General features: G+C 42.2%; 13 protein-coding genes. 8 read left to right on the plus strand and 5 right to left on the minus strand.

Annotated elements, in window-relative coordinates; all coding sequences use genetic code 11:
• The first annotated feature begins 1 nt into the window (after window position 1).
• The 3 genes from treC to ACSBQP_RS16585 all read left to right on the plus strand — a co-directional run bounded on the left by treC (window position 2) and on the right by ACSBQP_RS16585 (window position 2,937).
• Window positions 2–1,702 (plus strand): alpha,alpha-phosphotrehalase, encoded by a 1,701-nt coding sequence (gene treC, locus ACSBQP_RS16575; RefSeq protein ID WP_435028639.1) that lies wholly within the window; start codon window positions 2–4, stop codon window positions 1,700–1,702.
• A 19-nt stretch (window positions 1,703–1,721) separates the two neighbouring features.
• The gene (gene treR, locus ACSBQP_RS16580; protein ID WP_007496585.1) at window positions 1,722–2,438 is read left to right on the plus strand and encodes a trehalose operon repressor; all 717 of its coding nucleotides are present in this window, start codon (window positions 1,722–1,724) and stop codon (window positions 2,436–2,438) included.
• 64 nt (window positions 2,439–2,502) lie between these two features.
• The gene (locus tag ACSBQP_RS16585; protein WP_435028640.1) at window positions 2,503–2,937 is read left to right on the plus strand and encodes a terpene synthase; all 435 of its coding nucleotides are present in this window, start codon (window positions 2,503–2,505) and stop codon (window positions 2,935–2,937) included.
• A 45-nt stretch (window positions 2,938–2,982) separates the two neighbouring features.
• On the opposite strand, the gene ACSBQP_RS16590 is transcribed toward ACSBQP_RS16585, so the two are convergent.
• Window positions 2,983–7,263 carry a multifunctional 2',3'-cyclic-nucleotide 2'-phosphodiesterase/3'-nucleotidase/5'-nucleotidase gene (locus tag ACSBQP_RS16590; RefSeq protein WP_435028641.1) on the minus strand — a complete coding sequence of 1,427 codons (4,281 nt, stop codon included), beginning with the start codon at window positions 7,261–7,263 and terminating at the stop codon, window positions 2,983–2,985.
• A 255-nt stretch (window positions 7,264–7,518) separates the two neighbouring features.
• Here ACSBQP_RS16590 and ACSBQP_RS16595 point away from each other — a divergent pair, with 255 nt between their 5' ends.
• On the plus strand, window positions 7,519–8,037 hold the full coding sequence (locus tag ACSBQP_RS16595; RefSeq protein WP_007496591.1) for a type 1 glutamine amidotransferase domain-containing protein: 519 nt from the start codon (window positions 7,519–7,521) through the stop codon (window positions 8,035–8,037).
• Between the two features lie 107 nt (window positions 8,038–8,144).
• On the opposite strand, the gene ACSBQP_RS16600 is transcribed toward ACSBQP_RS16595, so the two are convergent.
• Window positions 8,145–8,360 (minus strand): DUF1128 domain-containing protein, encoded by a 216-nt coding sequence (locus ACSBQP_RS16600; protein WP_008341757.1) that lies wholly within the window; start codon window positions 8,358–8,360, stop codon window positions 8,145–8,147.
• Between the two features lie 75 nt (window positions 8,361–8,435).
• Complete coding sequence (locus ACSBQP_RS16605) at window positions 8,436–9,791, minus strand: alanine/glycine:cation symporter family protein (protein WP_007496593.1); 1,356 nt, start codon at window positions 9,789–9,791, stop codon at window positions 8,436–8,438.
• 174 nt (window positions 9,792–9,965) lie between these two features.
• Here ACSBQP_RS16605 and ACSBQP_RS16610 point away from each other — a divergent pair, with 174 nt between their 5' ends.
• Genes ACSBQP_RS16610 through ACSBQP_RS16625 form a run of 4 tightly spaced genes read left to right on the plus strand, consistent with a single transcriptional unit; the run spans window position 9,966 to window position 11,801 of the window.
• On the plus strand, window positions 9,966–10,436 hold the full coding sequence (locus ACSBQP_RS16610; RefSeq protein ID WP_008341755.1) for a low molecular weight protein-tyrosine-phosphatase: 471 nt from the start codon (window positions 9,966–9,968) through the stop codon (window positions 10,434–10,436).
• 20 nt (window positions 10,437–10,456) lie between these two features.
• Window positions 10,457–10,789 (plus strand): hypothetical protein, encoded by a 333-nt coding sequence (locus ACSBQP_RS16615; protein ID WP_007496597.1) that lies wholly within the window; start codon window positions 10,457–10,459, stop codon window positions 10,787–10,789.
• 18 nt (window positions 10,790–10,807) lie between these two features.
• Window positions 10,808–11,626 carry a YihY/virulence factor BrkB family protein gene (locus ACSBQP_RS16620; RefSeq protein ID WP_065460014.1) on the plus strand — a complete coding sequence of 273 codons (819 nt, stop codon included), beginning with the start codon at window positions 10,808–10,810 and terminating at the stop codon, window positions 11,624–11,626.
• A 31-nt stretch (window positions 11,627–11,657) separates the two neighbouring features.
• Window positions 11,658–11,801: a hypothetical protein gene (locus ACSBQP_RS16625; RefSeq protein ID WP_162484020.1), complete on the plus strand. Its 144-nt coding sequence runs from the start codon at window positions 11,658–11,660 to the stop codon at window positions 11,799–11,801.
• Between the two features lie 121 nt (window positions 11,802–11,922).
• On the opposite strand, the gene ACSBQP_RS16630 is transcribed toward ACSBQP_RS16625, so the two are convergent.
• On the minus strand, window positions 11,923–12,096 hold the full coding sequence (locus ACSBQP_RS16630; protein WP_435028642.1) for a GNAT family N-acetyltransferase: 174 nt from the start codon (window positions 12,094–12,096) through the stop codon (window positions 11,923–11,925).
• 44 nt (window positions 12,097–12,140) lie between these two features.
• On the minus strand, window positions 12,141–12,341 hold the full coding sequence (locus tag ACSBQP_RS16635; protein WP_435028643.1) for a hypothetical protein: 201 nt from the start codon (window positions 12,339–12,341) through the stop codon (window positions 12,141–12,143).
• Window positions 12,342–12,343: the final 2 nt, after the last annotated feature.

The raw sequence follows: 12,343 nt of genomic DNA on the forward strand, positions 1-12,343 counted from the left end.
ATTGAATCAACAAACAAACGAACCGTGGTGGAAAAAAGCCGTGGTCTATCAAATCTATCCGAAGAGCTTTTTAGACACAACAGGCTCTGGTACAGGTGATATCAATGGCGTGACGAAAAAGCTCGACTATATCAAAGAGCTAGGGGCGGATTGTATTTGGCTGACCCCTATGTACGAGTCACCACAGCATGACAATGGTTATGATATTAGTGATTATACAAAAATACATGACATGTACGGCACAATGGCTGATTTTGAACACATGCTGAAAGAAGCACATGAACGAGGGATCCGTGTCATCATGGATCTAGCCGTGAACCATACGTCCATTTTCCATGAGTGGTTTCAAGCCTCCCGAGAGTCGAAGGAGAACCCGTATCGAGACTATTATATTTGGAAGGAGCCGAAAGCGGACGGCTCTCCTCCGAATGACTGGCAGTCAAAGTTTGGCGGGGCAGCGTGGGAATTAGATGAAGCGACAGGTGACTATTATCTTCATTTATATGATGTTACCCAGGCAGACCTCAACTGGGAACATGATGAAGTGCGCAGGAAAGTATATGACATCATGCACTTTTGGTTTGAAAAAGGGATCGATGGATTCAGACTAGATGTCATCAATAACATTTCAAAGGATCAACGCTTTTTAGATGATGCTGGGCAATCAGTGCAAGGTGATGGACGTATGTACTATACAGATGGGCCGAGAATTCATGAATTTTTGCACGAAATGAACCAGGAAGTGTTTTCGAAATACGATAGCATGACCGTGGGGGAAATGTCTTCAACGAATATTGCAGACTGCATTCGGTATACAAGACCTGATCGGCAGGAGCTGGATATGACGTTTAATTTTCATCATTTAAAAGTCGACTATCCTAACGGTGAAAAGTGGGCCATTGCGCCATTTGATTTTCTAGAGTTGAAATCAATTCTGTCAGAATGGCAGACGAAAATGCATGAGGGCGGCGGCTGGAACGCACTCTTTTGGTGCAACCATGACCAGCCACGCATCGTGTCTAGATACGGTGATGATGGCACGTACCATCAGCAATCAGCGAAGATGCTGGCGACCACCATTCATTTGATGCAAGGCACTCCTTATATTTATCAAGGTGAAGAAATTGGGATGAAGAATCCTCGCTTTGAGGACATTTCGTCATACCGCGATATCGAATCACTCAATATGTACGAAGTCATGCTTGAAAAAGGGAAAACAAAGGAAGAAGCTTTGGCGATTTTACAGGTCAAATCAAGAGATAACGCAAGGACACCTATGCAATGGACGTCGGAAAAAAATGTTGGGTTCTCAAAAGGTACGTCTTGGATTGAACCAGCTCAAAACGGCATTTCAGTAGAAGCGGCCTTAAAAGATGAGACGTCGATTTTTTATCATTATCAAGCCCTTTGCAGACTTCGCAAAGAACTTGATGTGATCACCTATGGAAGCTTTACTTTATTGCTGGCAGATGATCCAAAGGTGTTTGCGTATGTCCGAGAAGGAAAAGATGAGAAGATTCTCGTGATCAACCATTTTTATGCAGGCGAGACGGACTTTACACTTCCAGATGAGCTTGCAAAGGATGTCAATGAAATGGAAGGGCAAGTCCTGCTGTCCAATTATGAGGATGTGCCGGCAGATATCAAGGGATTTACGTTGCGCCCATATGAGTCAATCGTTTATCATTTAACCAAACGCTAGTAAATGGGGCGGAAGGAAAATGAAAGAGAATAAGTTTCGAGTGATCTATGATCAGCTCGCAAGACGAATTGAACAAGGTGAATGGCAGGATAAAGGCATCCTCCCATCAGAACATGAGCTGTCTGTCATGTATGACACATCCCGTGAGACGGTGAGAAAGGCATTAAACATCCTTGTGCAAAATGGCTATATCCAAAAAATTCGCGGGAAAGGCTCAGTATTGCTGAACCGAGAGAAAATGCAGTTCCCAGTTTCGGGTCTTGTCAGCTTTAAAGAGCTTTCCCAAACGCTTGGGCGCAAGACGGTAACAACGGTTCATGAGTTCGGTTTAATCAAGCCAGATCAGTATATTCAGTCTCAGCTGAAAATCAGTGGGCAGGAGGACGTTTGGGAAGTCATTCGCTCTCGCAATATTAGCGGAGAAGAAGTCATTTTAGACAAAGATTACTTTTTGCAAAAACATGTGCAGGTCTTGTCTAAGGACATTTGTGAAGGATCGATTTACGAGTATATTGAAGGAGAACTTGGGGTCTCGATTAGTTATGCTCAAAAGGAATTTGTGGTCGAGCCATGTACTGAAGAAGATGAAAGGTATCTCGATTTGAACGGGTTTGATCATGTGGTAGTGGTGAAGAATTATGTGTTCTTGGAGGATACGAGTCTATTCCAATACACAGAAAGCCGCCACCGCCTAGATCGTTTCAGGTTCGTGGATTTTGCTAGAAGAGAGAAGTAGACAGGGCCGAGGCTCTGTCTATTTCAGGTTTTAGGGAAACAAGAGCAACATTCTAGGAGGACAAATGATCAGACTGAATAGACCATTAAAATTAAGAGATTTAGAAATTTTTAGCGTGATGAAAGATCACAGGATTTTATGTTATGTCATCATTGAAGACACGCGAAAACCGTTTACGGAAGAAGATAGAAAATTAGAGCCATTATGTGATATGGATGAAGAAGACATTCAAGCGATTTTGAATGTGTTTCATATTTCAATTATCAGTGATGAAACATTAAATGAAGAAGATTTAACCCTAGTGAAATCGTACTTTGCTGAATTTGTGAATAATACGAACTTAACGAATTTCATTACGAGAGAATATGTTCAAGAGGATTTATATGCCGTTGATGATGAAGATGATATCACGTTCTTTAATAGAATGCTGCGTCATATAGGGTCAGATGATGTGAAAGAATTTGATAACCGTCATTGGATTTATTTATCCCAAGATTGATAGTGAGATGGAAAAAGGACAGAGCCAATGCTCTGTCCTTTTCTATTAAGATGATACTTTGTCTCGTGTGCGCTTGCGCTGGTAGTAATAAAGGATACCGCCTGAGGCGAGCATGAGCAAGCCAATTAATACCGCTGTATACATCATTGTTGCGGTATTCGGCAGTGTGCCGCCTGGTAAGCTGCTTCCATCCTGACTTGGATCCGAACCGCCTGGAGCAGAAGTTCCACCGTCTCCGCCAGTTTGGTCTGGAGCTGTTCCAGCAGCTTCACTTTGATTGAGTACGGTGTATTCACTAAAGTGCTCCGTTTTACCTGAGACAATCCCGTTTTCGAATGAACCGTTACTTGTTTTGGCATAGCGGTTTTTCTCACGATCGACATAATAGACACCTGGTTTTTTCGCTTTTTCAGGCGCATCTAATGTAAAGAACAGTGTGACGGGATCTTTAAAGGTAGACACATTTTTCTGATCTTGTTTGATTTGGAAATCGTAAGTGTCGGTTAATGCATTTTTCACCTTATTTGTTTTTGCCATTGATATATCTGCTTGTTGCTCTGACAAATTGGAGAGCGGTAATGCTAGACCGACTTTGTCATGATAGATGGTGACGTTTGGATCTTGCTCTCGTTTCTTCAGTTCAGCTACTTGCCCTTTTGATAGAGACAATTGAACCTTTTTCGCTTCGGTTGCTTTGTCTAAATAGAGCAATGCTTTGTTCGTATGCTGCACATACGTTTGGAATTTCTCATCATCTTGAATGTCATAGGCGCCTTTTCCTTTCAAGCGAGGAAGGAATACTTCTTTCACTCGATGGTCGATGACTGGAGAAATATGACCGTCTGCCTGTTCAATTTGCTCTTTGAAAATTTCATAGTCAACATAGCCTAAGTCTTCACCATGAGACGCTTCTGTAAAGACGCTGTAGCCATCACCGCCTGTGCCGACAAATGCATTAGTCGCCACGCGGTATGTTTTCTGATCATCAATGTCAGTCAGATTGCCATTTTGATCTTTCAATTTGACATCAATCAGTCTGCTGCCAGCTGGTTTACTCAGTGTAAACGTATATTCAATACCGGCTACATGAGGGAATGCGCCTCCGCCTTCTTCAATGCCTGAAAGCCCTTGTTCAAGCGCTTTTTTAATTTGACTGCCTTTTAAATCTGCGACATATAGTGTGTTTCCAAAAGGCATCACGGTTAAAATATCCCCTAATGTGATATCTCCTTTTTCAATGCTGCCTCGAATACCACCGCCGTTTGTAATGGCAAGGTCAGCCCCAGCAGATTCTTGTGCTTTCTTTAACATGCCATCTGCAATAAAGTTTCCAAGGTTCGTTTCCTTTGCACGGACGTGTTCACGTTGTCCATCTAAAAAGACATCTGACGTCCCGACTTTTTCGGTTTTTAAATCTTGGATATCTGCTTTGTACTGATCAAGAATCGCTTTTGCGTCCGCATCTTCTTTCACAGAGTCGTCGATCGTGATGAGGTCAAAAGTAGATTCTTTTGGCTGTACGACGCCTTTTTTGTCAAAGGCCACGTCTACTTTTCCTAAAAATTGTCCGTAGTCTTTTACTTGCGCAACAATCGTAGGTTCTTTTTTATTGATGACCTTTAATTTTTCAACAAGGGTGTGGGTGTGACCGCCAATGATGAGATCAATGCCATCTACTTTTTGAGCCAGTTCTAGATCACGGTTATAGCCAATATGTGTGAGCGCAATAATTTTATTGATTTTTTCTTCAGTTTGAATGGTATTGACTGTTTCTTTTGCTTTTTTGTATGCATCTTGAAATTGAATGTTTGGACCACTGCTGGATGTAATGGCTGTGTCTTCAGTGGTTAGACCGAATACAGCTACCTTTTCACCATTTACATCAAGCAGAATGTAAGGGTAAATGCCAGCTTCTTTTTTCTCACCAGCTTTAAATGTTGCTGGTTTTTTCACTAAATCGCTTAACTGTTTTTCCTTAGAGACATTCACGTTTGATGACACGATCGGGAAGTTCGGTTTTTCAAACTGGTGACGGTTTTTAGCATCTACACTGGATGCGTCACCTGTCAGGAATTGACGTAGGACAGATGGACCTTTGTCAAATTCATGATTCCCAAACGTCATGGCATCGTATTTCATTAAGTTCATCTGTTTCAGATCGGCAAGTCCTTGCCATTTTGTGAAATAGAGATCACCAGAGAAGACATCTCCAGCGTCTAATAAAATATTGTTTTCGCTTTGGGCGCGAACTTCTTTGATCTTAGTTGCGCGTCTTGCTGCATCATCCAGATGGGCATGTGTATCGTTTGTATGCATCACCGTTAAATGCCAATTGTCTGTTGCAGGTGGTTCTGTTGTACCATCATCTTTAAACGCTAGCTTGTACACGCCAAGTCCGTCTGTGCTGGCATTCCGAATAAAGTCGACGCTGCTTGATTTCTCTGCGAACGGTTTTGCAAGTAGAGAAGATTCAAAGGTGACTGTTGCGCCTTTTACTGGTGCAATGGACCAGTTTTGATCTGCGCTTGGGTTAATGGTTTTTTGTTCAATAATATAATCCATCAGCACTTGGCGGTTCTCATCTGCTGAGGCGAGCACGACTTTATCTTGTGTGAGGTGCGGGAAGCCTCCGCCGCCAGATGCACGGTAATTGTTTGTCACGACTAAAAATTCTTGATTGTCAGAAACGGGTTTTCCGTTGTAAGACAAGTTTTTGATGCGGTTCGCACTAGCGTTAACAAGTGTGCCTGTTGTGCTGTATTTAGCAGGCTGTGTGACATCTACTTGGTACGTCACACCATCGATCACATCAAAATTATATGAGCGGTATTCTTCGTTTAAAATAGGCTGTTCATTTGAAGTATTTGGTTTGATTTGGTTAAACTGACCAGCAGACATTTCAAGCCAGTCTTTTACTTCACTGCCTTTTAGTTTTACAATCTGTACGGTGTTATCGTAAAGATAGAGATCGCCGATGTTTTTAATGGCTAAATCACCTTTTGCGATATTTGTATAATAGTTCACACCGTTGCGTCCCCCGGCTTTAAATGGCGCACCCGCAGAGAGAATCGGCAAGTTTTTGTACGAAGTATCTTTCATTTTTTCTTGTGCATACCATTTCTGGGCATCTGTCACGATTTGAATAGAAGGGTCATCCATCACTTGAGCGAAAAAGCTGTTAATGTCTGCTTCTGTTTTTCCAACTGGCTTTCTGACGTAATCTAGGGTGTTTTGGTGAGTTGTTTGAATGGCATTTTTCACTGTACTGTTTTGAGATGTCACCCCGGCAACGGATTCGATTTTGCCTGTTCCGTCTGTGACTTTCCAGTTGCTTCCGTCTGGTTCTAGCGTTAAATCAATGACCCCGAGGTAGCTTCCCCAGTTTTTTGACATGACGACAGGAATGCCATTAATGGTTCCCTTCGCGACATCAAATTTGTCTACGCCGCTATATTCAGCGCTAGGGAATGTGCCATGCTGGTGGCCAGACACAATCGCATCAATGCCTTTTGTTTTCGTGGCAAGGTCAAAGATCATATTTTCTGATCCTTTAGGTGAAGCTGTTTTTTCAATTCCTGTATGAGCAAGAGCGACGATGACATCTGCGCCTTTTGCTTTCATTTCTGGAATGGTTTCATTGGCAGACTCCACAATATCCTGCACTTGAACTTGTCCATCTAAATGCTTCTTATCCCACGTCATAATTTGTGGTGGTACGAATCCTATGTAACCGACTTTCACAGTTTGGGAGGCTCCGTTTGCATCTTTAAAGGTTTTATCCTGAATGACATAAGGAGTAAATCGGTGTTCTCCGTTTAACTTTTTGACGTTTGCATTGACAATCGGGAAGTTGGCGCCCGCAATGGTACCATCAAGAAAAGATAAACCGTAGTTAAATTCATGATTGCCGAGTGTACCTGCATCATATTTTAATTTGTTGAGTGTATGAATAATGGGGTGAACCTTTGTTTGATTGATGATGCTGTCTTTTTCATTTTTATAAACGTATTCTCCAAGAGGGGTTCCTTGAATCAGGTCTCCGTTATCAACAAGGAGTGTATTGGGATTTTGTGAACGGTGCTTGTCAATCAGCTCGGCTGTTTTTGCCAAACCGAATTCATTTGTTTCTTTGTCACTGTAGTAATCATAATTCATCATGTTCGCATGAACATCCGTTGTGGCTAAGATACTGACCTTTACGGCACTGCCGCTTTCTGTTTCTGCATGAGTAGGTACTGCTGGGAGAATGAGACTAATCAACATCATGGAAGTGAGCAGAATAGACAGGTTTTTCCTTCGTTTAGACCTATGTGCTTGCTTCTTCACCTGATCTCCGCCTTTCTAATTTTTTTGACCACAATACCTATTGTAGAAATGTTTCGTTAACTTTTGTAGGTATTTTTTGCAGATTATTGTAAAGATAACATAAATCATACGAATTACCTTGTTAAGGGAATGTGAATGAGTCTAAATGCTTATTTTTTCTGAAAGGGGGTTTTCTCATAGGGATAGGATGTTTGATTTCAATTGGCGGGGGTATAGTGTGTAGTGTAAACGATAATCAAGCAGGAGGGTTTCTATATGGGTAAGAAAATTGCAGTTGTCTTAACAGATTACTTTGAGGATGTTGAATTCACCGAGCCTGCAAAAGCCTTTAAAGACGCAGGCCATGAGATCACAGTGATTGAAAACGAAAAAGGAAAAACAGTGAAAGGAAAGCAAGGAGAGGCAGAAGTAAGAGTCGATGCGTCTATCGATAACGTGAAACCAGAAGACTTCGATGCACTTCTGATTCCTGGCGGCTTCTCACCAGACATTCTGCGTGCGGATGATCGCTACGTGCAATTCACAAAAGCCTTTATGGACGAGAAAAAACCAGTATTTGCGATCTGTCATGGACCGCAATTGCTTATTACAGCGAAGACGCTGGAAGGAAGAGGCGCGACCGGCTATACATCCATTCAAGTAGATATGGAAAACGCAGGCGCCAAATTCAAAGATGAAGAAGTCGTCGTTTGTCAGGATCAGCTTGTCACAAGCCGTACACCTGATGACATTCCAGCATTTAACCGTGAATCATTAAAACTGCTCGCAAAATAAGTAGTTTTGAAAGGATAAACAAAGCCAGCACCTCGCGAGGTGCTGGCTTTTTCTGTGCATGGATGTAAGAAAGCGGCGTCAACCGCAATTCAGTATCAGGTGCACGATTATTTTCTTAAGCTTTTCAGTTCGCTTGCAATGGCTTGCATTTCACTTGGGCTGAATGAAGATTTTTTCATCACCATTTGGTGAAGAAATTCAATATCTTCATACTTATCTGGACTGAAGTCTTCGGCTTTGATGACTCCAATATTCAGCATATTGAGCTTTTGCGAAATGTCTTCAATCAGCTGATTGACTTCAGCCGCTTTTTGCTGTGACAAGGGCGGCACGTCCTTTCCTGCATGTGTCGAATAATATGTCTATTTTAACAGAAAAGCAAAAGAATAAAAGGGCTATTATGACGACACTGAAATGTTTTTTTCCTTTTTCTCCTCTTTGATCTTATCAATGATTCGTTTGGATTCAAACACCACAACACCTGATAAACCGATGAGGCCAATTAAGTTTGGAATGGCCATCAGTCCATTGAGCATATCTGCTACGCCCCAAACGAAGTCATTCTTAAACACGGCACCGAAAAAGACAGCTATCACAAACACGATACGGTAATACATGACGTACGAATCCTTCGCCAAATATGTAAAGCATTTCTCTCCATAATAGGACCAGCCAATGATGGTTGAATAGGCAAACAGGAGCAGCCCGATTGCCACGATGGTTGAGCCAGCTGGACCGAGGAAGTGAGCAAAGGATAACGAAGTCAGCGCATCACTTTTTTCTGTTAAATACATATCTGCCATGACAATCGTAATGCCAGTGATAGAACAAACAATGATGGTGTCAATAAACACTTGCGTCATAGAGACGAGCGCTTGACGGGCAGGCATATCCGTTTTCGCAGCTGCAGCAGCAATTGGTGCTGATCCAAGACCAGCTTCATTGGAAAAGACGCCTCGCGCGACACCCCAACGAATAACGGTTCCAATCGCACCACCTGCCACGGCTTGACCTGTAAAGGCATCTGAGAAAATAAGACTGACTGCGCCAGGAACAAGATCAGCATTCATGACAAGAATGATGAGCCCACAAATGACGTAAAATAAAGCCATGACTGGTACAAAAATAGATGTCACTCGGCCGATACTTTTAATTCCGCCTAAAATCACGAGTGCCGTAAAGGCGGTAATGATGATACCTGTTACCCATGTTGGAATTTGAAAAGTAGAATTCATGACGCCTGAAATGGAATTAGACTGTACCAGGTTGCCGATCCCAAAGGCAGCACTGGCACCGAAAACAGCAAATAGCACCCCTAGCCATTTCTGTTTTAAGCCATGCTCTAAATAATACATAGGTCCGCCAGACATTTCGCCTTTTTCGTTTTTGACCCTGTATTTTACAGCAAGAACAGCTTCTGCAAACTTGGTGGCCATCCCGAAAAATGCAGCAAACCACATCCAAAATACTGCACCAGGACCACCTGCAATGACAGCTGAGGCAACACCGACGATATTCCCTGTACCGACAGTTGCAGCAAGAGCCGTCATTAATGCTTGGAAATGGGAGATATCTCCCTCTGAAGTTTTGTCTTGTTTTGAAAAAGCGAGCTTTAAAGAATAAGGAAGTAATCTAATTTGAATGAAGAGAACGCGAAAGGTGAGGTAGATTCCAGTACCAACAATTAAAATTAACAGGGGAGGCCCCCACAAAAAATTGTTCATCGTCGTGACAAATTGCTCAATGATTCCCATCTAATGTCCCCCTTTGTTTGTGTAATTCTCCTAAAGTTTCTCCTGTTTTTGTGTAATTTGTCAATGCCGATGGGAGTTTTTCTTGCAAAGTTTCCAAAAGAAAAGGGGCTTGATATGATAGAGAAAAGGTTTTCCAAAGGGATTCTTAGGGAAAAGATAGGAGGAGAATGAAGGATGATTCATGTATTATTTGTGTGCCTCGGCAATATTTGCAGGTCACCGATGGCAGAGGCGATGTTTAGAAAACGAGTCGAAGACGAAGGGCTGAGTGAACACTTTGTGATTGATTCAGCAGGCATTGGCGGCTGGCATCAAGGCAGTCCTCCGCATGAAGGAACACGAAAGCTGCTTGATGAAAAGGGTATCAGCTATGAAGGAATGACTGCAAGACAAATCATGGATAAGGATATCACCACATACGACTATATCATTGCGATGGATGCTGAAAATGTAGGCGCCCTCCGCAGTTTAGCCGGCTATGGAAAACATCACTTTATTGGCCGTCTTCTTGACTTTGTAGAAGACGACGATCGAGACGATGTGCCAGATCCTTATTACACTGGGAACTTTGAGGAAGTACATGATTTAATTGAAACAGGAATTGATCGTTTTTTGACGTATGTAAAAAAAGAGAAACACCTTTAACTGAAAGGAGATCAGATAAGATGGAAGAGAACAAACAAATCGTGCTTCGGGGAGCTGTTATAGGCGCAGCCTGCGGCATATTGCTGACATTATTTCATCGTCCAACAAGAACTGCACTGAAAGAAAAATGGAATGACTGCCAGCAAAAGCTGGATGAATACCGCCTGGAACCTGGCAAGATGTCTGCTTGCGTAAAGGGAAAAATGGAAGAAACGAAGCAATTGATGAGAACGGTCTCAGATGATTTGTCTTTTCTGAATGAACAGGTGAATCAGTTAAAGGAAACAACACCAAAGGTATTAGAGATTATTGAAGAAACAAAGGATCACTTTCAAAAGAAACAGAAAGATTGATCATTGGAGATGAGGCGTATGGGTTTTGTTAAAGCGTTAATTGGACGCTTTTTGCTGCATGAAGGACCGGCAAAATCAGCTGAACTTGCGTATTTCTTTTTGCTTTCATTATTTCCGTTTCTCATCTTCGTGCTGACACTTGTTGGTTATTTGCCGCTGACATCAAAGGATGTTCTAAGCGTCATTTCTGGTTATGCGCCAGAGGGAGCGCTTTCGATGATTGAATCCATTGCCGAAGAGACGCTGAATAACCGTAACGGCGGATTGTTGTCATTCGGGATTATTGCGGCACTCTGGTCTGCATCCAACGGCATTAATGCGGTTGTCAGAGCATTTAACCACGCTTACGAAGTTGAGGAAAATCGTTCCTTCATTCTCGTACGTTTAACATCGATCATCTTAACCATTGCGATGGTGCTTACGATTATTTTTGCCTTGATGCTGCCTGTCTTTGGAAAAGAACTTGGCTTATTTGTCGCTAAATTAGTTGGGCAGTCAGATGCCTTTCTCACCATTTGGACCGCCATGAGATGGATTATTAGTCCACTGATTTTACTGATTGTTTTTACATCCCTATATTATTTTGCCCCTAACATCAAGCTGAAATTGAAATTTGTGCTGCCAGGCGCCATATTTGCCTCTGTTGGCTGGATTCTCGTCAGCATGCTATTCTCATTTTACGTAGGCGAATTTGCTAACTATAGTGCGATGTACGGAAGCATTGGGGGAATTATTATATTAATGATCTGGTTTTATTTAACCGGCATTATGATCATCCTCGGCGGCGAGCTCAATGCGCTTTTACATAAGCGTAAAATCGTACCAGGCAAGGTGTGAAGAAATACGGGCATCCTAAAGGAGAACGAACATGTTCAATCTTGACGGATGGGGGAATAACGAATGTCTAAACAATCGAAAAAAGGCGGAAGCAACACAAAACAAAACAAAGGCCATCAGCCAAAGCACAAAACAAGTGGAAGTGCGAATGGGCAAAATGGGTATCACTAGATGAAAAAACTCCTCTGCATAGGTGCAGGGGAGTTTTTAATGATTCAATTTCCGTATATAACGTTTCAGGAGAAAAGCTGCATCAGGCTTTGGCTGATAGTTTGGATCGATCTGAAAGCCTGCTTTCATCGCAACACGTTCACTTCTGACATGCCCAACAGGACAAAGATTTCAAATTCATCGACTTCAGGAGCAAAGGCATCTGTCATAAATTTCACTGTTTTGGTCACAATACCTTTCCCTTGCGCATCTTCACCAATCCAATACCCAATATTGCCTATCCGATGCTGAAACGTCATGCGGAATACACCGATTAATTGATCGTTTAATACGATACCCGCTTCTATATCTTTTTTTCAGCATAGGCAGTGCGGGCAGATTGAATAAATGATTGAACATCTTCTATGCTTTGACAGTGATTCACCCATGGTAGCCACTCTCCCAAGTGAGTTTTATTCTGCTGGATAAGTGCAAATAATGTCTCTGCATCGGCTACTTGTAAACACGCCAATTTTAAGTCATTTGAAATGTTAAATGTAAACAAAA

It is taken from the genome of Bacillus sp. G402 (assembly GCF_051172515.1).
GTDB classification, from domain to species: Bacteria; Bacillota; Bacilli; order Bacillales; family Bacillaceae; genus Bacillus; species Bacillus altitudinis.